Annotated in this window: 23 protein-coding genes; 7 read left to right on the top strand and 16 right to left on the bottom strand. The window is 38.9% G+C overall.

Annotated elements, in window-relative coordinates; translation table 11 throughout:
- Window positions 1-30: 30 nt before the first annotated feature.
- From B1sIIB91_RS00285 to B1sIIB91_RS00270, 4 genes are read left to right on the top strand one after another with little or no spacing between them, the layout of a single operon-like run.
- Window positions 31-801 (top strand): HAD family hydrolase, encoded by a 771-nt coding sequence (locus tag B1sIIB91_RS00285; protein WP_095687670.1) that lies wholly within the window; start codon window positions 31-33, stop codon window positions 799-801.
- 32 nt (window positions 802-833) lie between these two features.
- Window positions 834-3,026: a helicase-associated domain-containing protein gene (locus tag B1sIIB91_RS00280; protein ID WP_095687669.1), complete on the top strand. Its 2,193-nt coding sequence runs from the start codon at window positions 834-836 to the stop codon at window positions 3,024-3,026.
- A complete protein-coding gene (locus tag B1sIIB91_RS00275; protein ID WP_095687668.1) occupies window positions 3,023-4,090 on the top strand; it encodes a M20/M25/M40 family metallo-hydrolase in 1,068 nt (355 codons plus the stop codon). The genes B1sIIB91_RS00280 and B1sIIB91_RS00275 overlap by 4 nt, the downstream gene beginning before the upstream one ends.
- Window positions 4,087-5,733: a DNA repair helicase XPB gene (locus tag B1sIIB91_RS00270; protein WP_095687667.1), complete on the top strand. Its 1,647-nt coding sequence runs from the start codon at window positions 4,087-4,089 to the stop codon at window positions 5,731-5,733. Before B1sIIB91_RS00275 ends, B1sIIB91_RS00270 begins: the two co-directional genes overlap by 4 nt.
- On the opposite strand, the gene B1sIIB91_RS00265 is transcribed toward B1sIIB91_RS00270, so the two are convergent.
- On the bottom strand, window positions 5,730-5,966 hold the full coding sequence (locus B1sIIB91_RS00265; protein WP_095687666.1) for a glutaredoxin family protein: 237 nt from the start codon (window positions 5,964-5,966) through the stop codon (window positions 5,730-5,732). The genes B1sIIB91_RS00270 and B1sIIB91_RS00265 overlap by 4 nt on opposite strands.
- Window positions 5,967-6,049: 83 nt before the next feature.
- Between B1sIIB91_RS00265 and B1sIIB91_RS00260 the strand changes: the two genes are divergently transcribed.
- A complete protein-coding gene (locus B1sIIB91_RS00260; RefSeq protein WP_095687665.1) occupies window positions 6,050-8,398 on the top strand; it encodes a fibronectin type III domain-containing protein in 2,349 nt (782 codons plus the stop codon).
- 2 nt (window positions 8,399-8,400) lie between these two features.
- Here the strand turns inward: B1sIIB91_RS00260 and B1sIIB91_RS00255 are convergent, their stop codons facing one another.
- From B1sIIB91_RS00255 to proC, 3 genes are read right to left on the bottom strand one after another with little or no spacing between them, the layout of a single operon-like run.
- On the bottom strand, window positions 8,401-8,499 hold the full coding sequence (locus B1sIIB91_RS00255) for a 30S ribosomal protein bS22 (RefSeq protein WP_018226752.1): 99 nt from the start codon (window positions 8,497-8,499) through the stop codon (window positions 8,401-8,403).
- A 39-nt stretch (window positions 8,500-8,538) separates the two neighbouring features.
- Window positions 8,539-9,762, bottom strand: a complete 1,224-nt coding sequence (locus tag B1sIIB91_RS00250) for a hypothetical protein (RefSeq protein ID WP_095687664.1) — start codon at window positions 9,760-9,762, stop codon at window positions 8,539-8,541.
- Window positions 9,759-10,571, bottom strand: a complete 813-nt coding sequence (gene proC, locus B1sIIB91_RS00245) for a pyrroline-5-carboxylate reductase (protein ID WP_095687663.1) — start codon at window positions 10,569-10,571, stop codon at window positions 9,759-9,761. The genes B1sIIB91_RS00250 and proC overlap by 4 nt, the downstream gene beginning before the upstream one ends.
- Window positions 10,572-10,627: 56 nt before the next feature.
- On the opposite strand from proC, the gene B1sIIB91_RS00240 reads away from it, so the two are divergent.
- On the top strand, window positions 10,628-11,488 hold the full coding sequence (locus B1sIIB91_RS00240; RefSeq protein ID WP_095687662.1) for a DUF3109 family protein: 861 nt from the start codon (window positions 10,628-10,630) through the stop codon (window positions 11,486-11,488).
- 26 nt (window positions 11,489-11,514) lie between these two features.
- Window positions 11,515-12,885: a DNA repair protein RadA gene (gene radA / locus B1sIIB91_RS00235; RefSeq protein WP_095687661.1), complete on the top strand. Its 1,371-nt coding sequence runs from the start codon at window positions 11,515-11,517 to the stop codon at window positions 12,883-12,885.
- On the opposite strand, the gene B1sIIB91_RS00230 is transcribed toward radA, so the two are convergent.
- From B1sIIB91_RS00230 to ftsH, 12 genes are all read right to left on the bottom strand, one after another.
- On the bottom strand, window positions 12,878-15,376 hold the full coding sequence (locus B1sIIB91_RS00230) for an ATP-dependent Clp protease ATP-binding subunit (RefSeq protein ID WP_095688662.1): 2,499 nt from the start codon (window positions 15,374-15,376) through the stop codon (window positions 12,878-12,880). The two genes, radA and B1sIIB91_RS00230, sit on opposite strands and share 8 nt — an antisense overlap.
- Window positions 15,377-15,520: 144 nt before the next feature.
- Window positions 15,521-16,018: an amino-acid N-acetyltransferase gene (locus B1sIIB91_RS00225; RefSeq protein WP_095687660.1), complete on the bottom strand. Its 498-nt coding sequence runs from the start codon at window positions 16,016-16,018 to the stop codon at window positions 15,521-15,523.
- Entirely contained in the window at window positions 16,018-17,514 is a 1,497-nt protein-coding gene (gene lysS, locus B1sIIB91_RS00220) for a lysine--tRNA ligase (protein ID WP_095687659.1), read from the bottom strand. Before lysS ends, B1sIIB91_RS00225 begins: the two co-directional genes overlap by 1 nt.
- Window positions 17,515-17,553: 39 nt before the next feature.
- A complete protein-coding gene (locus B1sIIB91_RS00215) occupies window positions 17,554-18,327 on the bottom strand; it encodes a type III pantothenate kinase (RefSeq protein ID WP_095687658.1) in 774 nt (257 codons plus the stop codon).
- Complete coding sequence (gene nadC / locus B1sIIB91_RS00210; RefSeq protein WP_095687657.1) at window positions 18,327-19,199, bottom strand: carboxylating nicotinate-nucleotide diphosphorylase; 873 nt, start codon at window positions 19,197-19,199, stop codon at window positions 18,327-18,329. The genes B1sIIB91_RS00215 and nadC overlap by 1 nt, the downstream gene beginning before the upstream one ends.
- A complete protein-coding gene (locus B1sIIB91_RS00205) occupies window positions 19,200-20,801 on the bottom strand; it encodes an L-aspartate oxidase (RefSeq protein WP_095687656.1) in 1,602 nt (533 codons plus the stop codon).
- A complete protein-coding gene (panC, locus tag B1sIIB91_RS00200; protein WP_095687655.1) occupies window positions 20,801-21,586 on the bottom strand; it encodes a pantoate--beta-alanine ligase in 786 nt (261 codons plus the stop codon). Before panC ends, B1sIIB91_RS00205 begins: the two co-directional genes overlap by 1 nt.
- A 39-nt stretch (window positions 21,587-21,625) precedes the next feature.
- Entirely contained in the window at window positions 21,626-22,081 is a 456-nt protein-coding gene (gene folK / locus B1sIIB91_RS00195; RefSeq protein ID WP_095687654.1) for a 2-amino-4-hydroxy-6-hydroxymethyldihydropteridine diphosphokinase, read from the bottom strand.
- Window positions 22,078-22,434, bottom strand: coding sequence for a dihydroneopterin aldolase (folB, locus tag B1sIIB91_RS00190; protein WP_095687653.1), 357 nt, complete (start codon window positions 22,432-22,434; stop codon window positions 22,078-22,080). Before folB ends, folK begins: the two co-directional genes overlap by 4 nt.
- A complete protein-coding gene (folP, locus tag B1sIIB91_RS00185) occupies window positions 22,431-23,228 on the bottom strand; it encodes a dihydropteroate synthase (protein WP_095687652.1) in 798 nt (265 codons plus the stop codon). The genes folB and folP overlap by 4 nt, the downstream gene beginning before the upstream one ends.
- 2 nt (window positions 23,229-23,230) lie before the next feature.
- Window positions 23,231-23,851, bottom strand: a complete 621-nt coding sequence (gene folE / locus B1sIIB91_RS00180; protein WP_095687651.1) for a GTP cyclohydrolase I FolE — start codon at window positions 23,849-23,851, stop codon at window positions 23,231-23,233.
- Complete coding sequence (gene ftsH, locus B1sIIB91_RS00175; RefSeq protein WP_420021871.1) at window positions 23,844-25,871, bottom strand: ATP-dependent zinc metalloprotease FtsH; 2,028 nt, start codon at window positions 25,869-25,871, stop codon at window positions 23,844-23,846. Before ftsH ends, folE begins: the two co-directional genes overlap by 8 nt.
- Between the last annotated feature and the right edge of the window lie 46 nt (window positions 25,872-25,917).

Below are 25,917 nucleotides of genomic sequence, written 5' to 3'. Positions count from 1 at the left end.
GAATTCAGCCTTGTTCGCTAAGGTAGTGATATGGCGCTCACAGAAAAAAGAGTTGCATTTTTTGATGTTGATAACACCCTACTTAAGGGATCTTCACTCTTTTTTCTTGGACGTGGGATGTACCAAAGGGGGTTTTTCACAAAAAAAGACATTTCTGCTTTTGTATTAGCAAACCTTCGATATCGCCTCACCGGTAAAGAAAATAAAGACGAAATAGCTAGATTTCAAAATGCTGCCACTGATTTTATTAAAGGACATAACGTGGTTGAGATTGAAAAAATTGGACAAGAAATTTATGAAGAGTATGTCTCCCCTGCAATTTGGCAGGGCACAGTTGAAATTGCACAGGAGCATCTATCAAAAGGTGAAGAAGTCTGGTTAGTAACTGCTACACCACTTGATATGGCTAACTTAATGGCAAAAAGATTAGGTTTTACTGGCGCACTTGGCACAAAAGCTGAAACTGAAAATGGTATCTACACTGGAAAAATGATTGGAAATTTATTACATGGAAAGGAAAAAGCAAAGGCAATAAGTGAGTTAGCAAATAAAAATGGTTTTAATTTAAAGAATTGTTACGGATATTCAGATTCTCACCACGATATTCCACTCCTTGAAGCAGTTGGTTACCCACGTGCAATTAATCCAGATACCTTGCTTGAAATTAGGGCATACCGGGATAACTGGCCGGTCTATGACTTCAGGCGAGCTCGTAGAATTAAAAAGTTTTTTGGGCCAATTGCTGGTCGTCTCGCTGCGTTCGCCTCACTACTCTCACCAAGAAATCGTAAAGGTAAATAGAGCACTTAAAACCCGAGTAAAGTAGGCCAGTTATGTCTACTGTCGCGATCACTTTTGCAGATGAGCTACGCGCGCGATCAGATGATGACCTTGAGTTAATTTTTCAATACCGACCAGATTTAGTTTCACCAGTCCCAAATGATTTCTCCTCCCTTGCTGCACGTGCCACTTCTACTCCTTCACTAGTTAGAGCACTGGATTCATTAAACATGTGGCACTATCAAATAATTGAAGCAGCATGTGTGCTGCCTGAACCATTTAAAAAATCAGAGTTAGTTTCAGTAACTAGTGAAGAAAGTACATTTGCGCTGGATTACCTATGGCAAATGGGCCTGTTATACAAAGAAGGTAACAACTTTCGAACACCTACAAATTTAAAGCTTTTAATTGGTGATGAACCAGCTGGTTTAGGCCCACAATCAAGCGGCAAAGTTGATTTTACAAAACTGAAAGATGTTCCTAAATCATCAGCTGATGTACTAGCCAAATTAACTTGGGGTCCACCTAGAGGTTCAATTACAAATATTAAAAAGCCTGGTACTGCTATTGGTTGGCTACTTGATAACAATATATTAGTTGCACTTGACTCACACACTGTTGCCCTGCCTCGAGAGTTTGGCATAAAGCTTCGACAAGGAAAAGTTCATAAAGAATTAATTACTACTGCGCCAGCTTTAACTGGAAAAGAAGTAGCCCAAAAGCAGATTGATTTAGCGGCAATTGCCAACATTTCAACTATTTTAAGATGGTGTGAAGAGTTATTACATAATCTATCCGATGAGCCACCAACCGCACTTCGTACCGGTGGAATAGGAGTTAGAGATCTTAAAAAAATTGCCGAGCATTTAGGTGTTGATGAAGCATGCGCCGGATTCGTTGCAGAACTTTGTTATCTAGGTGGATTAGTTGTTGTTGACTCAGATGATCAAATATTACCAACATCTGCTTTTGATATTTGGTTAACAAAACCAGCGGAAGAACGCTGGTACTCACTTGCAGTTCTATGGCTTGATACATCAAGAGTTAGTGGCTTAATTGGTAAAGTAATTGATAAAAATATTGCACCCCTTGGGCCAGAGCTAGACCGTGCTGGAGTCTCATTAATTAAAAGAACAACATTAAAAGTACTACTAGAAAATCCAAAAATTTCACCAGAGATGAAATCAATACAAGAGGTAGTTAAATGGTGGAATCCACAGCGAGTAAATAGTGATTTTATTGAGTGGAACCTACGAGAGGCAGAGTGGATAGGGATAACTGGACAAGGTGGAATATCAACCTTTGGTAGTAACCTGCTTAACGCAAGTGAGTTACTTGGAGTTGAAGCCGCACTTCCTAAACCAGTTGATCATATTTTAATTCAAGCAGATAACAGCGCAGTTGCTCCAGGGCCACTAACCGCTGAACTATCAGCTGAAATGGGAACGATCGCTGATATTGAAAGTAGGGGTGGTGCAACTGTTTACCGATTTAGTGAAGCATCAATTAGGCGGGGCCTAGACCATGGCAAAACAGGTGAACAAATAAAGACGTTTTTATCAAAAACTTCTAAAACTCCTATGCCGCAGCCATTAGATTATTTAATTGCAGATGTTGCTAAACGTCATGGCAGGTTAAGAGTTGGAAGTGCTCACACATATATTAGATGTGAAGATGAAGGATTAGTTCAGCAAATATTGCACGATAAGAAATGCGAACACTTACGGCTTAGAAAAATTGCTTCACAGGTTCTAGTAACTGAACTTGAACTACCTGAAGTTATTAACGAATTAAGAGAATATGGTTACTTACCTGCTGCTGAAAATGCCAGCGGCGTATTGCTTTCACAACCAAATTTAAGACGAGCGAAATCACGACCTAAGCCACCTCGAATAATTTCAGAGTTTACTGCGCCTAAGGCAAGTGTTGTTTTAGCAGCGGTTAAAACAATAAGAGCAGGCGAAAGAAGTAGAAAAGTTGAACCAATTGTTGCTGGGACTTCATCTAATGAAACTCTGGCGCTCATTAATCAATATATTGATGAGCAGCGCACTTTAGTGATTAGCTATGCTGATAATAATGGTGGAGTTTCAAACCGAATTATTGAGCCAATATCAATTTCACTTGGCACCCTAACCGCTCGGGATGAGACAACTGGAGAAATTGCTCAATTTCGAATACCTAGAATCAATGGCGTAGCACCGTCACTCACCATTTTGGAAAATAAGGCAGACTTAGACCTATGACCGCTATTGCCGATATCCAGCGTTTAGTTGAGTGCGAGTCACCCACTGAAGATTTAGCTGCATGTAATCAGATAGTAAATCTTGCTGTTGAAATTGCCGATCAGGTTTTAAAAACGAAGGCAGAAACTATCTCTGAAAATGGTAGGCCGGTATTTTGGTGGGGATCTAAGCAACCAAAAATTGTTTTACTTTGCCATTTAGATACGGTGTGGCCAAAGGGTTCCTTTACGCCAACTTGGAAAGTAAATGGAGATATTGCAACTGGCCCAGGTGTTTTTGATATGAAGGCTGGCTTTATCCAAGCACTTTACTCATTAGCAAATATTGATAATGCTAAAGATAAAATTGCATTAATTGCAACTACCGATGAAGAAACTGGCAGCATTACTTCCAAAGATTTAATTAATAGAGTATCAAAAGATGCAGATGCAGTATTAGTTTTTGAAGCTTCACTTGATGGAAAGGTTAAAACTGGCCGCAAAGGTACTTCGATGTATCAAATAAATGTTACTGGTCGTGCATCACATGCTGGGTTAGAACCAGAAAAGGGAATAAATGCAACAACCGAATTAGCAAAATTAGTAGTGCAAATTACTGCACTTGAGAATAAAGAATTTGGAACTACTGTGGTGCCAACTGTTATGCAATCTGGAACTACTACTAATACTGTTCCAGCTCTTGCAAAATTAGATATTGATGTTAGATCTTTTTCAATACTTGAACTAAATAGAATTGATAAGGCTGTTAAGTCATTAACAAGTGATGTGGCCGGTGTTGAAGTTACTGGTGGAATAAATCGACCACCGCTTGAAACTGAAAGTACTAAAGATCTTTACGTAAAAATAGAAAAGGTCGCAAAGGATTTGGGTTTACCGGAAGTAGGAAGTGCCAGCGTCGGTGGTGCAAGTGATGGAAACTTTGCAGCTGCAGCTGGGGCTAAAGTTTTAGATGGATTAGGTGCTATCGGTAATGGTGCTCATGCATTAACTGAATCAATAGTGATTTCATCGGTAGAGCAAAGGATTAAATTAACTACTGCGTTTATCAATGAGTTGCTTAAATGAGTGATGGGCCGTTAATAGTTCAAAGTGATAAGACACTTTTACTTGATATCGACCATATCCTCTCCGATGAATGTCGTAGAGCAATTGCAGCATTTGCTGAGCTTGAAAAATCACCTGAACATATTCACACTTACCGACTTACTCCACTAGGACTATGGAATGCCAGGGCTTCAGGACATGATGCTGAACAAGTCATTGATATATTAATTAAATATTCAAGATATGCAGTTTCACATTCACTATTAGTTGATATCGCAGAGACTATGTCTCGCTATGGGCGCCTACGCCTTGAAGCACACCCGGTCCATGGTTTGATTTTGGTATCAAATGATCCAGCAGTTTTGAAAGAAGTAACGCGTGGTAAAAAGGTTGCACCAATGCTTGGTTTGCAATTAGATGAAGAAACTATTGTTGTTCACCCAGGTCAGCGTGGTTTCTTAAAGCAAGCTTTACTTAAATTAGGTTGGCCGGCTGAAGATTTTGCAGGTTATGTTGATGGTGAGCACCATGAAATTTCTTTAAGACAAGATGGTTGGAAGATCCGTAAATACCAAGAGTTAGCTGCAGAAGGTTTCTGGCATGGTGGTTCTGGTGTCGTAGTTCTACCTTGTGGAGCTGGGAAAACAATTGTTGGTGCAGCGGCAATGGCACACGCTAAAGCAACTACTTTAATTTTGGTGACAAATACTGTGGCAGCTCGCCAGTGGCGAGAAGAATTACTTAGAAGAACTGATTTAAATGAGGATGATATTGGTGAATATAGCGGTGCTAAAAAAGAAATTAGGCCAGTAACAATTGCTACATATCAAGTTATGACTACTAAAAAAGGTGGAGTTTATGCCCACCTTGATTTATTTGATGCAATTGATTGGGGATTAATAATTTATGATGAAGTGCATTTATTGCCAGCGCCAATCTTTAGATTTACTGCAGATATCCAGTCCCGTCGCCGATTAGGGCTAACAGCAACCTTAGTTCGTGAAGATGGTATGGAAGGTGAAGTATTTTCACTCATTGGACCAAAAAGATTTGATGTTCCGTGGAAAGAAATTGAAGCACAAGGTTATATCGCACCTGCTGACTGTGTTGAGGTGAGAATTACATTAACTGATGAGGAGCGATTAAATTATGCTACCGCTGAACAGGAAGATCGCTACCGATTCTGTTCAACATCTCAAACTAAAAAAGCAGTGGCCATTGCATTAGCTAAACAGCATATAAATGATCAGGTCCTTGTAATTGGGCAATATATTGATCAGTTAGACCAACTTTCAGAAGCCTTAGGGGTGCCAGTAATTAAAGGTGACACTCCAATTAAAGAGCGTGAGCGGCTTTATGCTTTATTTCGAAGTGGTGAAGTTAAATGTTTGGTAGTTTCAAAGGTTGCTAACTTTTCAATCGACTTGCCTGAAGCAACTATTGCTATCCAAGTCTCTGGGACTTTTGGTTCAAGACAAGAAGAAGCTCAACGGCTTGGCCGAATTCTGCGTCCTAAAGCAGATGGCAGAGGAGCGCGTTTTTATTCACTTGTAGCGCGTGACACTATTGATCAAGATTTTGCTCAAAACCGGCAAAGGTTTCTTGCAGAGCAAGGATATGCATATCGTATTATTGATGCAGATGAAGTTATAAATAAAAATTAAGATTTAATTGCTTTAGTAAATCTTTCAATATCGACTCGCCAATAATCATGTATTTTGTTATCAATCATAATTACTGGAACTTGTTCACCATATTCTTGCTCTAATTCTGGTAGGTCATTAATAAGTTTTATCTCTAGCTCAAATTGAAGTTGATCTTTTACTAATTTAATTTTATCTATAGCAATTTCACATAGGTGGCATCCAGTACGCGATATAACTGTTACCTTCCTCATTTAACTCCCAGAATAACCTTTATCACGCCACGGATACTTAAAAGTGGCACTAATGAACCTACTCAGAATGTTAGCCTAGCGCAGTGCGTATAAAGCGATTTTTGTTATCAATTGGGTTATTGATATCTGTAATAGTTACTCCAATTCCAAGTGCCAATGCTTTAGCGGTAAAAGTTGCTCCGGCTGGATGGATATATCTTTTTGCTAGCGATACCCCTGCTAAAAAATTCAGTACCCCTAGAGTTTTTTCGGCAAGTTTAGAAAAGAAAAGTACTTTTGTTCCTATCTACAATAATGTCCCAGATGTTGCTAAAGCTTCTATCCAAAGAGCTATCGATATTTGGTCTGAGAATTTTGTATCAAAAGTTCCAATTAATGTGAATGTAACTTGGACTAAAGCACCTAATTCAACAATATTAGCTTCTGCTAGTGCTAAAAATATATTTTCAAATTTTAATGGTGCACCCGATAAGACTCTTTACTATCCATCAGCTCTTGCAAATGCATTAGCTGGAGTGGATTTAGATATTGCTGAACCTGAACTGGAAATAAATGTAACAACCGGTGATTTTTGGTACTACGGATTAGATGGTAAATGCCCATCAAGTAAATATGATTTAGTCTCTGTGATTTTGCATGAAATGGCACACGGCTTGGGTTTTATGTCAGGAACATATTATGACCCAACTACTAAAGTAGGAAGGTTTCTACAGCCAACAGCTTTTGATGCCTATGTTCAAGTTGTAGATGGCAGGCGCTTAGTTGATTTACCCTCTCCATCATTGGAAATAGGTTCTGCGCTCACTTCAACTTTACTTTGGTCTGGGGCTAATGCAGTGAAAGCAAATAATGGTGTTAAGCCATTGCTTTTCACACCATCTATCTATGAACAAGGATCATCAGTAAGTCATTTAGATGAAAAAACTTTTTCTAATTCATTTGAAAATTCTGTTATGACTCCAAATTTAGGTGCAGGTGAAGTTTTCCACTTACCAGGTGCTTTATTACTAGCAATTTTTGAAGATTTAAGAATGAAACCACCTGCTGGCATAGCAACTGGGTTGCCTAACTCTGTTCAAAACGTGAGAGCCATAGTTGGTGATAAAAATGCAATTATCAAATTTGATCCACCAGCTGATTTTAGGTTTGCTCAAATAGATAGTTACCTTATTGAAAATTTACAAACAGGAGAGAGCATTAAGGTGCCAGAAAGTCCGGTTGTAATTAATGGCCTTAAAAATGGAACTAAATACACATTTTCAGTTAGGGCAGTCAATAGTGCTGGTTCATCAGAGGCGACAAAATCTAATCAGATTACTCCACAAACTGCTTGGAAAAGCACAGTTATAGATCCAAATGCAGATGCTAAATACATAGCCACAACTACCTACCTTGGTAAGCCTGTAGTTACCTATAGTGAAAGTAAAGGTGGTGATCTAAAGCTTGCAACTTATGCAAATAGTAAATGGGTTATTAAAACTATTGATGGAAATGATGAAAATGCTGGCAAGACTCTAAATAATGTGGCTGGACATATTTCACTTTGTACATCAACTGTAGGAAAAATAAGCTACTTACATATCTTTTATTCCGACCTTACTAATAAGGATTTAAAGTATGCACTTTATAATGGTAAAAGTTTCAAGTATGAGACAGTAGATGGTGACGGTTTAGTTGCCCAAGATTACAAAGAAGTTAATAGGGTAAGAGGAGCCTCTGATGTCTCAGTTTCAAATGCGTGCTCTGTAAATAACAATGTAATTCAGGTTTTTTACCGTGATGAATCTCAGGGAATTTTACTAGGTGCTGTAAAAGAAAATGGAAAGTGGAGATATGAAATAGTAGATGGTGATAAAGATACTGAAGATAGAACTACTGGTGACGTTGCATTTCATTTGAAATCTGTGACTGTTGGTAAAAAAATTAATTTAATTTACGATTCAGTAAAAGGATTTGATGCAGAAAAAAATATTACAAAAGGTGAGGTTAGATACGCGACTAGAAGTACTAGCGCGAGTTCAGATTGGGAGTATAAAACCTTAGATGCACCCAGTGAGCGTACTTACGCAGTTGGCTATGACGTCACAATTTTAAACACAGTTAAAGGTTTAATAACTGGTTGGTTTACCTCTAGCGGTTTTACCTACCCAAACCCTGATCAAGTTAAATATCAAGATATAAATGCTGCCTCAGTGGTAAGTGTGAAGGCTGATGAGTTTGGCACGCTTCACTCATCAATTTCTGCTGATGAAAAAATGGTTTTATTTAGCTGCGAACTAAGATTATGTGCAGTAAGTAAATCAAATAAAGTAGTTAATTTAGTTTCAAAAAATAGTATTCAAAAAGGTGCTCAAGTTAATTGGATTACAATTGATAAAACCAAATACGCCATGGCTGGCGTCTCTGGAAAATTAACTTTATTTAAGCCTTAAAACTATTTTGCGTTGCGGCGTTGAATTCTAGTTCGCTTTAATAGTTTTTTGTGTTTCTTTTTTGCCATTCGTTTGCGACGCTTTTTAATTACTGAACCCATTTTGCTCCTTTAGATTTATTTACTAATTATGTGAGTTTACTAGTTAATGACTATGAAACCAAAACTTACACCCGAGTCCGTGATTAATACCGTTCCTATTTCATTATTTACTGCGATTGCAACCGCTGGAGCAGAAAGTTTATAGGAGTTTAGTGCCTCCCCTTTTTTGCCAAGCTCTAAAACAACTGGGGTTGGAATTTTTGGCTTCCAAGCCGGAACTGACTTAATCGGTCCACTTGAAATAAAGCTAGCCCAAGAATTTTTACCTGACGCAACTAACGCACTTGATTTCGCTGGGTATCTAACATTCCAAATTGGTTTATTTATTGCAGAAAACTTTGTTATCGCAGCTTCAGTTCTATTTGAATATGTAACTTTTCCACCCTGTAATAATCCAGTGCTAATTGAACTCCAGTTTCTTGTTGTACTTTTTAAAGTGGCTCTACCGACTACTTGTAATACCCCAGATGAAGAAACTTTTATTGTTATGGCATCTAACTTACTTAAAGCCTTTGTTTTAAGAAGGGGATCTCCGCTCATTCCCACCACAGTAAAGCTGGCATCTGAGTTAATTATTGCTGAACTTAACTGAGTGGTTTTTACGCCATACTTAACTTTAGGAGAAAAAATACCGAATTTATTTGCGCTTATGTAAAACCCTGAAACATCATTCTTATTATAAGAATTACCAAATATATTTACATTTGTACCTGAAATTAATATTTTTCTTGGATCAATTATATTTTCTGAAATGAATTCAAATGAATTCAGCAAGCCTCCATTACTACTAACCTGCCATAATTTAATTCGATTAAGTGGAGAGTTCTTCACTTGAACTGGTTCAGGAATAACGTTATCTGGATTTAATACCTGACCAGTAGCTGGTTTTGGCGTGGGTGTAATTAGTGATGAAGATGCTCCTAAAACCCAAATACTGCCATCAGTATCAAGTGCAGCTGATGTAGCAATTTCGTTTTCAACACCACCTAATCGTAAATTCCAAAGCGGAGCACCAAGTGAGGAGTAACTAGCGATAAAGCCATCACTTAGGCCGCCAAGATTTCCACTTATCCAAGGTGAGTTAGGAGATTCAGTTGTGCCAATTAAAATAGCACTCACTGGAGTTAGCACAACATCACTTACCTGATCAGATTTTAAATATGGTAGTACTATTAATGCCTTCGTGCTTTTTATTGCTACTGCATTAGCCGTAGATGGTTGTAACGAAAAAATCAGCAAAAAAGTTAGAAAAACTCTTTTCAAGCAAGCTCCTGTGCACGTTTTTTTGCTGCAGTCATTGCATCTAAAACTATTTTTTCTAGATCCTTATCTGTAAAAACTGAAAGAGCTGCTGCGGTTGTGCCGTTTGGACTAGTAACATTTTTTCTAAGCGTAGTTGCATCAAGTCCGCTCTCTTTAAGCATGGCAGCTGAGCCAGAGATAGTTCCTATCGCAAGTTGTGTGGCAATTTCATTTGTTAATCCTAGTTTTACACCAGCATTAATCATTGCCTCAACAAAACTAAAAAAGTAGGCAGGACCTGAACCACTAAGTGCGGTAACTGCATCTTGATTAGACTCACTAACTTCAACAACTAATCCACTATTTGATAGTAAATTTTTAGCTAAAGATAAATCAGCTCCCGAAGCATTTGCTCCTGGTGAAATGGCGGATACTCCCTTACCTATTTGAGCAGGAGTATTTGGCATAACGCGAATAACTGGATTCTTAGTTTTTAATTGACTTTCGATAAATTGAGTAGTTTTACCTGCAGCAATTGAGATTAATATGGCGCTATCGCTTAAAGTTTTGCTTAATTCTGATAAAGCTGAACTTAAATCTTGTGGTTTAACTGCTAAGAAAATTACATCGCAACTTTGTCCTATTTCCTGAATACTTACTAAGTTAATCTTGTACTGATCTTTTACCTGTTTAGCTCTGTCATCACTCTTCTCATTTACATAAATTTGAGCGGCATTAATAGAGTTAGAGATTAAACTTTTAATTAGCGCTGCACCCATAACGCCAGCCCCAATAAAGCCAATGGATTTATTGTCGGCTTGTGTTTTCATACATCAAGCCTACCCAATTAGTCATTAACCTCACTTAACCCTTAAACTGCCGCTCTATGTCAACGAAAAAAAGACCAAAATCTAAGTTATCTAAGAATGAGGTAGCTGCTAATTTTGCGCGGGATTGGGTTGAATTTACTAACCCAGAAAGTCCTGAGGAAATCTTTAAGTGTGATCTGACTTGGTTAACCTCATACTGGCAATGTATTTATGGAAATGGCTGTTGCGGTATTGATGCTGATAAGCCAGATGCTGGTTGTTGCTCAGATGGTGCTTACTACGCTAGTAAGGAAGATGAAGCTAGGGTATTAAAAGCTGCTAAGAAGTTAACAAAGGCGCAATGGCAATTTTATGATCAAGCACGTCCAAAAAAATCTGGTGGAAAGTTACAAATTAGTGAAATTGGTTTAGATAAAGAACTTAAAACAAAGAAAATTAAAGACTCATGTATTTTTCTAAATCGAGTTGGACATGAAGCCCCTGGTTACTCTGGGTCATTTGGCTGCGCACTTCACCATCTTGCAGAGAGTGAAGGAGTACATGTAGTAGAAACAAAACCTGATATTTGTTGGCAGTTGCCTCTTCGAAGGTCTTGGGAAACTCGTGAACTAGGTGGTAAAGATATAACTGTTGTAGTTATCGGTGAGTATGAAAGATTAGCTTGGGGTGAAGGTGGTGAAGACTTTGATTGGTATTGCACAAGTAACTCAGAGGCACACACTGGAAAGATTCCGGTTTATCAATCAAGTAAGGCTGAATTAGTAGCCATGATGGGTAAGTCAGGTTATAGCGAACTAGAAAAACTCTGTGATAGCCGGATGGCTGCAATTGCAGCAACTCGAAAAGAGCAAAAGCGGCGTGAGTTGCCACTATTTATAATCCACCCAGCAACAAAGGCGGCGCAAGACCAACTCTAGTCAGTGGTTAGTATTAGATTACCGCTATGGCTAAAGCACCTGCAAAAGATCCTTTTCGTTGCGTTGAATGTGGTTGGAGTGCAACCAAATGGGTTGGACGTTGTGGTGAGTGTCAGGCATGGGGAAGCGTTGAAGAAATAGCTGCTCCAAAAAAACTCTCATTAGTTGCTGGATCAATTACTTCGGCTGCAAAACCAATTGGTGATGTTGATTTAGCAAGTGCAAAAGCTAGAACTAGTGGAGTTGGTGAATTAGATAGAGTTTTAGGTGGTGGATTAGTACCTGGAGCTGCAATTTTATTAGCGGGTGAACCAGGTGTGGGTAAATCAACGCTTCTACTAACAGTTGCTGCTGAAACTGCTAAACAAGGAATTCTTTCTTTATACATAAGTGGTGAAGAGTCAGCTTCACAGGTAAGGCTTAGAGCAGAGCGGTTAAATGCAATTGATAAGAATTTATGGCTGGCCGCTGAATCTGATCTTGGCGCAGTAATTGCACATATTGATTCGGTTAAACCAGAGTTATTAGTAATTGATTCAATTCAAACTATTTCAAGTACAACTGTTGATGGTGCACCTGGTGGTGTCACACAGGTTCGAGAAATTGCAGCAGCATTAATTAGAATTGCAAAAGAGCGCGCAATAACTTTGGTGTTAGTTGGCCATGTGACTAAAGATGGTTCAATTGCTGGCCCACGATTACTTGAACACCTAGTAGATGTTGTCCTTAATTTTGAAGGTGAAAGGCATTCAAGGCTTAGGTTGATTAGAACAATTAAAAATAGATTTGGTGCCTCTGATGAGGTTGGCTGTTTTGATTTAAATGATTCTGGAATTATTGGTTTACCTGATCCAACTGGTTTATTTACCTCTCGTCATACTGATCCAGTTCCTGGAACATGTGTGACAGTTGCACTAGAGGGCAGGCGGGCACTCCTTGCTGAGATCCAATCACTAGTTAGTACTGGCAATCCAGATGGTAGAGATTGGGGTAATTCAAGGCGAGTCACAAGCGGATTAGATAACTCAAGAACTGCTATGACACTTGCTGTATTAGAACTAAGAGCTGGAATTAAAATATCTGGGCGTGATGTTTATGTTGCAACTGTTGGTGGTATGAAAATAAGTGAACCATCAGCTGATCTTGCGGTAGCACTTTCTGTAGCCTCAGCTGCAAAAGGATTAGCACTACCTGCTGATTTAGTTGCAATTGGTGAAGTTGGATTAGCTGGTGAAATAAGAAAAGTAAATGGAGTTAATCAAAGAGTTAGTGAAGCTGCTCGGCTTGGCTTTAAACGCGCAATTGTGCCAATCGGAAGTGATTTAAAAATTTCTGGAATTGAAATACTTGAAGCAGCTAGATTAGAACAGGCGATTAGTAAGGTGAAGATTAATTAGTTGCTTCTGCTAAATCACCAGGAGTATCTGGCAAAGCAGATTTAGGAGTTCCTTTGAAGGTGAAGGTTGCAGTATCTGTTTCATCTGAAACATCAACTAAAATAATTTCACCAGCTTTTAAATCTCCAAATAACATCTTCTCAGATAGAACATCCTCTAATTCACGTTGAATTGTTCTACGAAGTGGTCGAGCGCCAAGCACTGGGTCATAACCACGCTTAGCAAGCAATGACTTTGCCCCAGTTGTTAACTCAATTCCCATATCTTTTGCCTTCAAGCGTTCATCTAAATGCGCAACCATTAGATCAACAATCTTTACTATCTCAGCTTCAGTTAATTGATGGAATACAACTATGTCATCAATACGGTTTAAAAACTCAGGACGGAAGTGAGTCTTAAGTTCATCACCAACCTTTGCTTTCATACGTTCATAACTTCCCTGAGCATCTGCCACATTAGCAAAGCCAAGTGATAATGATTTAGAGATATCACGAGTACCAAGGTTGGTAGTCATGATGATAATTGTGTTCTTAAAGTCAACTACTCGTCCTTGAGCATCAGTTAAGCGACCATCTTCTAATACCTGTAGTAGTGAGTTAAAGATATCTGGATGTGCTTTTTCGATCTCATCAAATAACACAACTGAGAATGGACGGCGGCGAACTTTTTCAGTTAATTGACCACCCTCGTCATAACCAACATAACCAGGAGGTGCACCAAATAAACGAGAGGCAGTATGTTTTTCAGAGTACTCAGACATATCTAATTGAATTAATGCATCGGCATCCCCAAATAAGAATTGGGCAAGTGTTCTAGAAAGTTCAGTCTTACCAACACCAGAAGGACCAGCGAAAATAAATGATCCACCAGGACGTTTTGGATCTTTAAGACCAGCACGTGTTCGACGAATTGCTTGTGAAAGCGCCTTAATTGCTTGATCTTGTCCAATAACTCTTCGGTGTAATTCATCCTCCATTTTAAGTAATCTGGCAGTCTCTGCCTCAGTTAACTTAAATACTGGAATACCTGTTGCAGTTGATAAAACTTCAGCAATTAACTCTTCATCAACTTCAGCAACCACATCAAGATCGCCAGCTTTCCAATTCTTCTCTCGCTCAGCTTTCTCAGTAATTAAGTTCTTTTCTTTATCACGAAGAGATGCTGCCTTTTCAAAATCTTGACCATCAATTGCAGATTCTTTCTCTTTTCGCGCTGCTGCAATCTTGTCATCAAACTCACGAATTTCAGGTGGCACGGTCATTCGTCGGATACGAAGACGTGAACCAGCCTCATCAATTAAATCAATTGCTTTATCAGGTAAATGGCGATCTGAAACATAGCGATCAGCCAACGTAGCGGCTGAAACTAATGCACCATCTGAAATAGATACCTTATGGTGGCTTTCATAACGATCTCGAAGTCCTTTAAGAATTTCAATTGTGTGCGCAACAGTTGGTTCTGCTACTTGAATTGGTTGAAAGCGTCGCTCAAGTGCTGCATCTTTTTCAAGGTGTTTGCGATATTCATCAAGTGTAGTTGCACCAATTGTCTGTAATTCACCTCGTGCAAGCATTGGCTTAAGAATTGAAGCTGCATCAATTGCGCCTTCAGCTGCACCTGCTCCAACTAAAGTATGAATTTCATCAATAAACAAAATAATGTCGCCACGAGTTCTAATTTCTTTTAGTACTTTCTTTAGTCGCTCTTCAAAATCACCACGGTAGCGAGATCCTGCAACTAGGGCGCCAAGATCTAATGAGTAAAGTTGTTTATCTTTAAGAGTTTCTGGAATATCACCTTTAACAATTGCTTGTGCTAAACCTTCAACAACAGCAGTCTTTCCAACACCTGGTTCACCAATTAAAACTGGGTTGTTTTTAGTCCGGCGAGATAAAATCTGCATAACTCGTTCGATCTCTTTTTCACGACCAATTACTGGATCTAATTTTCCTTCACGTGCAGCTTGAGTTAAGTTGCGGCCAAACTGATCTAATACTAATGATGTTGATGCTTGACCTTCAGCTGGTCCACCTGATGTAACCGCCTCTTTGCCTTGGTAACCTGAAAGCAATTGAATAACTTGCTGGCGAACACGTGATAGATCAGCTCCTAGTTTTACCAATACTTGCGCAGCTACTCCTTCACCTTCACGAATTAAACCTAAAAGAATATGTTCAGTACCAATGTAGTTATGTCCTAGTTGCAGCGCCTCACGAAGAGAAAGCTCTAAAACTTTTTTAGCTCTTGGTGTAAATGGAATATGACCAGATGGTGCTTGTTGTCCTTGGCCAATTATTTCTTCAACTTGGGAGCGAACTGCTTCTAAAGAAATACCCAATGATTCAAGGCCTTTAGCAGCAACGCCTTCACCTTCGTGAATTAAACCTAAAAGAATATGTTCGGTGCCAATGTAATTATGGTTGAGCATGCGTGCTTCTTCTTGCGCTAGTACTACAACGCGTCTTGCACGATCTGTAAACCGCTCAAACATCTGGCTCACCCTTCCCTCTGATGTAAATAGCCTAATGCCAAGGGGGGACCTTGCGCACTTTAATTTGGCTGTGAATAACTCACCCATATATTGGGTGTGTTACACCCTTATAACCCTATAACTGGGGCATTTATGCCCAAAACTTTAAAGAATTTTCAACATTCTGGTATTTCCCAGAGTGTTAGGTTTAACACTTTCTAAGTCTAAGAATTCAGCAATACCTGCATCGTATGAGCGAAGTAATTGGGCATAAACATCTGGTTCAACTGGTGAGCCCTGTATTTCTGTAAACCCATGTGAACCAAAGAATTTGGTTTCAAAAGTTAAGCAAAATACTTTTTTAACACCAATTTCTTTTGCTCTAGCTAATATATTTTCCAAGATCGTATGCCCTATTCCCTTACCCTGCATACTTTCAATTACTGCAACTGTTCTAACTTCAGCCAAATCTTCCCAAAGAACATGTAGCGCGCCACAACCGACTACTTCTGAATCAACTTCCGCAACTGTAAATTCCTGAACACTTTCAAAAAGTGTGACTGTTTCTTTAGCGAGTAACCTGCGCCCAGAAACATATGCATCGATAATTGTTCTGATTTTTTTAATATCTGAAGTTTTTGCCGGCCTTATTAGTGCTGACATTACTCATCTCCAGAAGTTGGCTTTACTAATGGAAATAAAATTGTTTCCCTAATTCCTAAACCAGTAAGTGCCATCAATAATCGATCAACACCCATACCCATTCCACCCATTGGTGGCATGCCATATTCCATTGCTCTTAAGAAGTCTTCATCTAACCCCATCGCTTCTAAATCACCAGTTGCCGCAAGTTTTGTCTGCTCAACTAATCGTTCACGTTGAATGACTGGATCAATTAGCTCTGAATAGCCAGTGGCTAATTCAAAACCTTCGATGTATAGATCCCATTTTTCAGCAATTCCTGAAGTTTCTCGGTGCGCTCGTACTAATGGAGATGTGTCGATTGGAAATCCTTTAACAAATGTTGGCCCAGTTAACTTATTAACTCCAGCATGCTCAAATATGACTTCAGCTAACTTACCTGTTACCCATTTTGGATCACACTTGATTCCTAACTTAGTAGCAATCTTCTTTAAATCATCATTAGATGTTTGAGCACTCACCTTTTCACCAACTGCATCTGAAATAGCATCAAAGAGTGAAACTTCACTCCACTTACCACTAAGGTCTAACTCTCGCCCGTCATGATGTTTAACCACATGAGATCCAAAAACTTCTTTAGCTGCGTCTTGGATTAAGGTTCTAGTTAACTCAGCCATACTGTTCCAGTCACCATATGCCTCATAAGTTTCAATCATTGCAAACTCTGGTGAATGAGATGAATCAGCTCCCTCGTTTCGAAAGTTTCGATTTATTTCAAATACTCTCTCAAGCCCACCAACAACACATCTTTTTAGATATAACTCAGGGGCAATTCTTAAAAATAGATCCATTTCATAGGCATTGCTAAAAGTTTTAAACGGTCTAGCAGCTGCGCCACCATGCATAACCTGAAGCATTGGTGTTTCAACCTCTAAAAAGTTGCGGGCATTAAATGTATTTCGAAGTGATCTCATAACTGCTGGCCGCAATCTGGCGTTTTCTCTTGCCTCTGGTCTGACAATTAAATCAACATAACGCATTCTTACTCGACTCTCTTCAGAGAGTGGTTTGTGCTCAACTGGTAGTGGGCGAAGTGCTTTAGCAGCTAGAGTAAATGAATTAGCAAGTATTGATAACTCACCACGTTTAGAAGTAATTACCTCACCAGTTACTGAAACGATATCGCCTAAATCAATCTCTGATTTCCATATTTCAAGTTGTTCTTCACCGATTTTATCTAATGAAAACATAGCTTGTAGTTCAGTGCCATCACCTTCACGCAAGTTTGCAAAACATAGTTTTCCAGTATCACGTTTAAAAATGACTCGCCCAGTTACAGATTCGATAATCCCAGTTGAAACATCAATTGGTAAATCTTTATGCTTTTGCCGAATTGCAAGTAATGAAGTAGTTCTTGGTACTGAGACTGGGTAGGCCTGAGCACCCCGCTTTAATATCCCAGCTCTTTTTTCTCGCCGGATTCGCAGTTGTTCGGGTAGATCATCTTCATCAGCCATAATGAGTTAAATCCTAGCGCGCAGTGTGATGGTTATGAATTAATTACGCTCATGTACTAACCGTAATCCGATTAATGTCAGATCTGGTTCGTGAAACTCTATCGTTTCACTAATTCCAAGCACTAGTGGTGCAAGACCACCAGTTGCTATTACAACAACCTCACCTGCTTGTGGATATAAATCTGTGAGCTCATCAATTATTCGGTTAACCAAGCCATCTACTTGACCTGCAAATCCGTAGATAGTTCCAGATTGCAACGCTTCAACTGTATTTTTACCAATTACAGATTTTGGTCTAACTAACTCAACTTTACGAAGTTGCGCAGCCCTGGCAGCAAGTGCTTCAACTGATATTTCAATACCAGGTGCAAGTGCTCCTCCTAAAAATTCACCCTTTGGCGATACGACATCTAAATTTGTTGAAGTTCCAAAATCAACAACAATTGCTGGGCCATCTGAACCATATAAAGTAAAAGCAGCTAAAGAGTTAACAATTCGGTCAGCACCAATTTCTTTAGGGTTATCTACTAATAGTGGTACACCAGTTTTTACTCCTGGCTCAATAATTGTTGTATTAATATCACTGTAATGCTCATTAATTAATTTTCTAATCTCTCTAAGTACTGCCGGCACAGTAGAGCAGATAGCAACACCAGTAATATCAAAGCCATCTACTAGAGCTGAGTACTGCAACCACAACTCATCAGCGGTGTCTCTTGGATCAGTCTTTACCCGCCATGATTGTTCTAATTTATCCTTATTAAAAACTCCAAGAACGGTATTGGTATTACCAACATCTATTGCAAGTAGCATTATTTTCCCTTTCTAAAATCGAGGCCAATATCTAAAGCTGGGGCAGAGTGAGTAAGTGATCCAATAGCTAAATAATCAACACCTGTTACTGCATAAGCTTTCGCATTAGTTATTGCTATTCCACCAGATGCTTCAAGTTTTACTAAGCCATTAGTTATTGAGACTGCTTCGCTACATTGATTAGTACTCATGTTGTCTAACAAAATTAGATCAGGCTTTAATGTGATCGCCTCTTTTAGTTGATCGATAGAATCAACTTCAATCTCAATTGACTTATCTGGATACATTTTTTTAATTGCATTAAAAGCATCAGAAATACTTCCCGCAGCCATAATATGGTTATCCTTAATTAGCGCAGCTTGTGAAAGTGATAATCGATGATTAACGCCCCCACCCATACGAACTGCAAATTTTTCTAACATTCGAAGGCCTGGTGTAGTTTTACGAGTATCTCTAATCTGACATTTTGTCCCAGAAATTTCACTAACCCATTGATTTGTTAAGGTTGAAATACCACTTAAATGGGATAGAAAGTTAAGCGCAGTGCGCTCAGCTAATAATATTTTTTGAGTATTTCCTTGCGCGGTAATTAATACTTTACCCGCCGAAACTTTTGCTCCTTCATCTACTAATACCTCATAATGATTTACTCCGCAGTATTCAAGAACAGCTGCTACAACATGTAGTCCGCTCACTACACCACTTGCTCTAGTTGTAAAGTCAGCAGTTGAAACTTGTGACTGAGTAATTGTTGCAACAGAGGTTAAATCTTGCCCGCCCGCTAAATCTTCACTAATTGCATCTTTCACCTGTTGAAATATGTGATTAGGAGATAAGCCTAGATTTTTTAAATTATCGCGTAGTTGATTCACTTAGATCTCCTCCACTTCGCTATACCAATTACCATCTTTATCAAGATATTCAATAACTCTACTTAACCACTTATTAGATGACTGTGGGTAATCACTGCGCCAGTGAGATCCGCGGGATTCAGTTCTAATTAAAGCCGACTTAACTATGGCAGTTGCTAATAGATAAAGATTAGATGCCTCCCAAGCCTCAATTCTTGGTTCGTTACTTGTTAACTTTGATAACTCTTCTAATGTCTGCATAGTTTTACGAAGTGAAGTTTCAGATCGCATAACTCCAGCACCTTCACTCATCGCAATTTGAAGCGGTAGTAATATTTTTGGATCAAGTAACATAGTTTTTTTATCTTCAATTGGATCTTCTTGTGGTGGTAGATCTTTCGCCAAGATTGCTGCAATTCGAGCACCAAAAACTAATCCTTCTAACAATGAGTTTGAGGCAAGACGGTTAGCACCATGAGCTCCAGTGCATGCTGATTCACCACAAATATAAAGCCCAGGTACTGATGATTGACCATTTAAATCAACTAAAACACCACCAGAGGCGTAATGCGAAGCAGGTGATACTGGAATTTTTTCTTTAGTTGGATCAATTCCATTAGCAATACAAGAGGCGTAAATTGTTGGAAATCTATCTTCAAAATCTTTAAGCTTTGTGGCATCTAGCCAAACATGTGGTTGCCCACTTAGTTGCATTTGATTAAAGATTTCTTTAGCAACAACATCTCTTGGGGCTAGATCTGCTTGAGGATGTTTACCAACCATAAATTGTTCATTTTTATGATTAAGTAATATTGCACCCTCTCCTCTTACTGCTTCACTTATTAACGGTTGCTGGCCTCTATTTGCTAAATCTCGCCATAAAACTGTTGGGTGAAATTGCACAAACTCAGCATCTCCTACTTTTGCTCCGGCTCTAAGTGCAAGTGCTACACCATCACCAGTTGAAACAGATGGATTGGTAGTTTGAGAATAAACCTGCCCAAGGCCGCCAGTTGCAACTACAACTGCGCGAGCAAGGGCTCTGCCAACACCATCTCTACTTCCAGCACCGATCACATGCACTGTCACACCGCAAACTTTTCCTGCCCCACTTTTTAAAGCATCAATTACAAGTGCATGTTCAATAATTTCAATTCCTGTGTCATCTCTGACTGCAGCTAATAACGCTCTTGAAACCTCAGCACCAGTTGCATCACCGCCAGCATGCAGAATTCGATTTCTAAGGTGTCCACCTTCTCTAGTTAAAGCAATCTCTCCTGTTTCAGATTTATCAAAAACAGCACCTTGTGCAATTAATTTTCTAACAGCTTCTGGTCCTTCAGAAACTAAAACATCAACAGCTTTAATTTCACATAATCCAGCACCTGCTGCCAATGTATCTTTTTTATGTTGTTCTGGTGTATCACCAGGCCCAAGTGCTGCAGCAATACCACCTTGTGCCCATTTAGTAGAGCCAGCATCAATACGAGCTTTAGTTACTAATAAAACAGATAAACCATATGATCTTAAATTTAATGCAGTAGTAAGACCTGCAACACCAGAACCGATCACAATTACATCAGCTGATGTACTCCAACCAGGTGCGCCAGTTAGTAACTTCATTACTTATTCCCCATTGGCATATTGTCAATCAATCTGATCTGATTCACCCAACCGGCAATAATTACCCGCTTGTTTTGGGTATCAGTCTTTGCTTTTTCAAAGCTGTTTTCATCTATTACTTCAAGATAATCTAGTTTAAAACCTGGCTCACTTGAAATCTCTTTTTGCATCTGTTCAAAAGTTTGTTTTGTTAAAGCTCTATGTATTACCTGTGCCTTTTTTTCACCATCGCTTCCTAACTTAATATTGCGAGATGAAACTGCCAATCCAGCATTATCACGAATAGTTGGTGCTGAAATAATCTGAACGGGAATCTTAAGTTGTGTAACCATTTGTTTAATTAAAAATAGTTGCTGAAAATCTTTCTCACCAAATACCGCTACTTTTGGTTTAACTAGATCAAATAGTCGCTTCACCACAGTTAATACCCCAGAAAAATGTTCAGTTCTAGAAGAGCCTTCATAAATATCACCAAAAACTCCTGCTGGAATTTTTTCGATATCACCAGGATAAATAACATCTTCACTTGGTATAAATAAAGCACTAGCACCTGCAGCTTCAGCCAGATTAATATCAGAATCTAAACTTTTTGGATAATTTATTAAATCCTCTTTATTTTCAAATTGAAGTGGGTTTACAAAAATACTAACGATTACTCGCTCGCCTTCTTTTTTTGCTAATTCAATTAATGTTTTGTGCCCGATATGAAGTGCGCCCATAGTTGGAACTAATACATCCCATTTTTGGCGCGCTAAATCGTCAACAGATTTAATTACTTCAATCATGGCTCCAGTCCTTTCCGGGTACCGGGCTAGAAGATAAGTTTAACGCTGACTATTCAAAGATGCCAAAAGAGATTTAATCTTGCCGGCGCCTGGTATTTCCCCTTCTGGATCAATTGCAAACCAAGGAGTTAAGACAAATTCTCTAGATTTAGCTAGTGGGTGGGGCAGTTTTAGGAAATCTGAATTAATGATTTGCTCACCATAGACAATTAAATCAAGGTCAATCACTCTAGGGCCCCACTTAATATCTCTGACTCTACCCATTTGTTCTTCTGTTGAAAGTAATTTTGTAAGTAAATCAACTGCAGATAGTTGGCATTGCCCTACTGCAACTGCATTAATAAAATCATCTTGCTTGGGTCCTCCCACTGGTTTTGTCTGGGTATAGGGTGAAACTATTAAATTATCTAATATTAAATGAAGATGATTAATTGCAATATTTAAGTTTTCCTTACAGTTACCGAGATTTGAACCTAGCGCAACTACAGCTTTCATCTTTTGCGAGTTATCTCAACAGAAATGTCTGTAAACTTTAAAGATATTGGCGCCTTAGGTTTATGAACAATTACTTTTACTTCTTTAACTTTTTTGAACTCTTTTAATAGAGTTTTTGCAATATTTTCTGCCAAAGTTTCAATTAATTCAACTGGCTTTCCAGTTATTTGGTCTTGGATTAGTTGCGCTGCCTGAGCATAATTTACTGTTTTATTTAAATCGTCCTTTAAATTACCAATGCTCACACTCATTTCAATATCAACAATAAACTTTTGTCCTCTACGTTTTTCACTATCTAATACTCCGTGAAAACCTTTTGCGCTTAATCCAGTAATTTTAATTAGATCACTCATTTACGCATCCGCTCAATAACAGAAATTGCATCCTGGTGAGCCTTGACTGCATGTGTTCGCACGCCCCAAACTTTAAGACGAGCCAACTCAGTTGTTAATGCGATTGTGGCTGCTTCTCTGTCATTTGGGTCTTTAGCATTAATTAGTTCACCTAAAAATCTTTTTCTAGATACACCAACAAGAAGTGGGTAGCCAAGTAATTGGATTCGATCAATATTTTGCAGGATCTGCCAGTTATGTTCACTCTCTTTTGCAAAACCAATTCCAGGATCTAAAATTATTTGCTCGTTAGAAACTCCAGCTTTTAAAAGAGATGAGACCCGCTCATCTAACTCCTCTTTAACCTCTTTAACAGCATCTTTATAAATAGCTTGGTCTTGCATATTCTTTGAATGCCCACGCCAATGCATAACTATGTATTGCACTTTCGGATTTGACGCAATTACTTTTGCCATTTTTTCATCAGCAAGACCACCGCTCACATCATTAATATATGTAGCACCTACCGCAATTGCTTCTTTAGCCACTTCCGCGCGCATAGTGTCAACACTTACTACAGCCCCATCTTTTACTAACTCTTTAATTACTGGGATTACTCTTTTTAATTCTTCTGTTTCACTAACTCGCTCAGCACCTGGTCTAGTAGATTCACCACCAACATCAATAATGTCAGCGCCCTCAACCACTAAGCGACGGCCACCAGTAACTGCATCGTCTTTAGATAAATACTTACCACCATCAGCGAATGAATCTGGTGTGATATTTAATATCCCCATTACAACCGTGCGACTCATAATTACCTGCTTTGGTTAATTAAAGAGATTGCTTCAGCTCTCGTTGCTGGATTTAAAAGTTGACCACGAACTGCACTTGTTGTGGTGCGTGCTTGTGACTTTCTAACTCCTCGCATAGACATACATAGATGTTCACAATCAATAATTACAATTACGCCACCTGGTTGCAGAATTTCAACTAGTGCATCAGCAATTTGTGACGTTAATCTTTCTTGTACTTGTGGGCGCCGTGAATACATATCAACAAGGCGTGCTAATTTTGATATTCCAGTAATTTTTCCACTTTCTCCAGGAATATAACCAATATGGGCTACGCCATGAAAAGGTGTTAGGTGATGCTCGCAATGAGAAAAAACCTCAATCTCTCTTACAATTACCAACTCTTTATGACCAATATCAAAAGTAGTAGATAAAACATCTTTAGGTTTTTGCCAAAGACCAGCAAAGTTTTCAGCAAGTGCCTTAGCAACTCTCTTTGGGGTATCTTTTAAACCATCTCGGTTTGGATCCTCGCCTAAAGCATGTAGTAATTCAGTTACAGCTTTTTCTGCACGCACTTGATCAAACTCCTGTTTGGCACCACCATCATTTGGCCCCATCGATACGGAGTTAACCTCACTCATTTACATCTTTGCTTATGTCTTTATCACTTTTTTTAGTAGCTGATTTCTTAACTGCTTTGTCCTCTTCAACTACTTTAACTTTTGCAGGTTTTAATGCAACTGGCGGTTGATTAGATGGTGTTCTATTTTGTGAGCCAGTCCAAGCTGCTCTTGGCTTAACTTTTTTTACTCGCTTAAAAATAGTTGCTATCTCTTCTTTATTTAGGGTTTCATTCTCAAGTAACTCTTCGACTAATCTGTCTAAAGTTTCACGATTAGCAACTAAGACATCAAATGCTTCTTGATGGGCATTTTCAATCATCTCTCTAATTTCACTATCTACAATTGCTGCAACATTTTCTGAATAATCTCGTTGGTGTCCATAATCCCGACCTAAAAATGGTTGAGAATCTGAGATGCCAAGTTTTATAGCGCCCAATCGTTGTGTCATTCCATATTGTGTAACCATCGCCCTAGCTAAATTAGTTGCCTTCTCAATGTCATTAGAAGCACCAGTTGTTGGATCATGAAATATTAATTCTTCCGCAGCTCTACCACCCATTGTGTATGCAAGTTGATCAAGCATTTGATTTCTAGTTACTGCATAACGATCTTCATCAGGTAGCACCATTGTATAACCAAGTGCACGACCTCTTGGCATGATTGTTACTTTATGAACAGGATCTGTATGAGGAAGTGCGTGCGCAACTAATGCGTGGCCTCCTTCATGATAAGCAGTAATTCTTCGCTCTTCTTCTGTCATTAAACGTGAAACTTTTTGTGGGCCTGCCATGACTCGATCAATTGCTTCATCTAAGTCTGAATTTCTAATTGTTCGGCGATCTTCTCGTGCTGCCAACAATGCTGCTTCATTTAATACATTTGCTAAATCAGCACCGGTAAATCCAGGAGTGCGTTTTGCATATGATGTTAGATCAACATCTTTAGCAATTGGTTTATCTTTTGCATGCACGGTAAGAATTGCAGCACGTCCCTTTAAGTCTGGTCTATCGACGGTTATTTGTCGATCAAATCTACCTGGACGTAGTAAAGCAGGATCTAAAACATCTGGTCGATTAGTCGCAGCAATTAAAATCACTTGCCCGTTAGCTTCAAAGCCATCCATCTCAACAAGTAACTGATTTAAAGTTTGCTCGCGCTCATCATTTCCACCACCAAGACCGGCACCGCGCTGGCGACCAACCGCATCAATCTCATCGATAAAAACAATTGCTGGTGCATTTTGTTTTGCTTGGGCAAATAAATCTCTAACTCTTGAAGCTCCAACACCAACAAACATTTCTACAAATTCTGAACCAGATATTGAATAAAATGGAACCTTTGCCTCACCGGCTACCGCTCTAGCAAGTAATGTCTTACCAGTTCCTGGAGGGCCATAAAGTAGTACGCCCTTTGGAATCTTTGCACCAATGGCTTTGTATTTATCTGGGCTAGCAAGGAAATCTTTTATCTCGCGAAGTTCAGCAACTGCTTCATTGGCGCCAGCCACATCCTCAAATGTGTTTGTAGGCATCTCTTTGTTTTGTAACTTAGCTCGAGACTTTCCAAATGAGAACACTCTTCCACCTTGACCGCCACCCATAAATAACAGCAGTAAGAAAATAATTAAAAGTATTGGAAGAATACTTAAGATAAGTGAAACAAAAAATGATTGCTTAGGGACTTCAATATCCCATGTTGTGGTTGGAGGATTACTTGTTAATAATTCGACAATTAATGCTTCCTGGCCTTTAATGTAAGAAGCTTCTAATTTAGAGGCTCCTTCGACAAATTCGCCATCTTTTAATACAACTCTAACTTTTTGATCACGATCAATAACAATTGCCGACTTAACATTATCTTTTGAAATCTCATTTAAAATAGTTGAAGTTTCAACTTTTATAAATTCTTTACCGGTTGTTGAAATCTGACCAAAAATACTTACGGTAATTAATGCTGCAACTATCCAAAATAGTGGCCCACGCAAAATTTTTCTAATTAATGCAGGTGATGGCTTAGTCGGCTTCTTGCCACTTTTTATTCCCTTAATTTTAGGAACTTTTAGCTTTTTCTTTTGCGCCACTTAG

Source organism: Candidatus Nanopelagicus abundans (genome assembly GCF_002288305.1).
In the GTDB taxonomy this organism is placed as follows: Bacteria; Actinomycetota; Actinomycetes; order Nanopelagicales; family Nanopelagicaceae; genus Nanopelagicus; species Nanopelagicus abundans.
This window is presented reverse-complemented; position numbering and strand designations above follow the sequence as displayed.

What these genes read in the sequence shown, in the direction of transcription:
- B1sIIB91_RS00225 (WP_095687660.1), bottom strand. Translation starts at nt 16,018, where the DNA reads ATGTCAGCACTAATAAGGCCGGCAAAAACTTCAGATATTAAAAAAATC.
- folP (WP_095687652.1), bottom strand. Translation starts at nt 23,228, where the DNA reads ATGAGTCGCACGGTTGTAATGGGGATATTAAATATCACACCAGATTCA.
- B1sIIB91_RS00270 (WP_095687667.1), top strand. Translation starts at nt 4,087, where the DNA reads ATGAGTGATGGGCCGTTAATAGTTCAAAGTGATAAGACACTTTTACTT.
- B1sIIB91_RS00255 (WP_018226752.1), bottom strand. Translation starts at nt 8,499, where the DNA reads ATGGGTTCAGTAATTAAAAAGCGTCGCAAACGAATGGCAAAAAAGAAA.
- panC (WP_095687655.1), bottom strand. Translation starts at nt 21,586, where the DNA reads ATGATTGAAGTAATTAAATCTGTTGACGATTTAGCGCGCCAAAAATGG.
- B1sIIB91_RS00280 (WP_095687669.1), top strand. Translation starts at nt 834, where the DNA reads ATGTCTACTGTCGCGATCACTTTTGCAGATGAGCTACGCGCGCGATCA.
- B1sIIB91_RS00240 (WP_095687662.1), top strand. Translation starts at nt 10,628, where the DNA reads ATGTCAACGAAAAAAAGACCAAAATCTAAGTTATCTAAGAATGAGGTA.
- folK (WP_095687654.1), bottom strand. Translation starts at nt 22,081, where the DNA reads ATGAAAGCTGTAGTTGCGCTAGGTTCAAATCTCGGTAACTGTAAGGAA.
- B1sIIB91_RS00275 (WP_095687668.1), top strand. Translation starts at nt 3,023, where the DNA reads ATGACCGCTATTGCCGATATCCAGCGTTTAGTTGAGTGCGAGTCACCC.
- folE (WP_095687651.1), bottom strand. Translation starts at nt 23,851, where the DNA reads ATGAGTGAGGTTAACTCCGTATCGATGGGGCCAAATGATGGTGGTGCC.
- B1sIIB91_RS00215 (WP_095687658.1), bottom strand. Translation starts at nt 18,327, where the DNA reads ATGCTACTTGCAATAGATGTTGGTAATACCAATACCGTTCTTGGAGTT.
- B1sIIB91_RS00265 (WP_095687666.1), bottom strand. Translation starts at nt 5,966, where the DNA reads ATGAGGAAGGTAACAGTTATATCGCGTACTGGATGCCACCTATGTGAA.
- lysS (WP_095687659.1), bottom strand. Translation starts at nt 17,514, where the DNA reads ATGGCTGATGAAGATGATCTACCCGAACAACTGCGAATCCGGCGAGAA.
- B1sIIB91_RS00285 (WP_095687670.1), top strand. Translation starts at nt 31, where the DNA reads ATGGCGCTCACAGAAAAAAGAGTTGCATTTTTTGATGTTGATAACACC.
- folB (WP_095687653.1), bottom strand. Translation starts at nt 22,434, where the DNA reads ATGAGTGATCTAATTAAAATTACTGGATTAAGCGCAAAAGGTTTTCAC.
- radA (WP_095687661.1), top strand. Translation starts at nt 11,515, where the DNA reads ATGGCTAAAGCACCTGCAAAAGATCCTTTTCGTTGCGTTGAATGTGGT.
- proC (WP_095687663.1), bottom strand. Translation starts at nt 10,571, where the DNA reads ATGAAAACACAAGCCGACAATAAATCCATTGGCTTTATTGGGGCTGGC.
- B1sIIB91_RS00230 (WP_095688662.1), bottom strand. Translation starts at nt 15,376, where the DNA reads ATGTTTGAGCGGTTTACAGATCGTGCAAGACGCGTTGTAGTACTAGCG.
- B1sIIB91_RS00205 (WP_095687656.1), bottom strand. Translation starts at nt 20,801, where the DNA reads ATGAAGTTACTAACTGGCGCACCTGGTTGGAGTACATCAGCTGATGTA.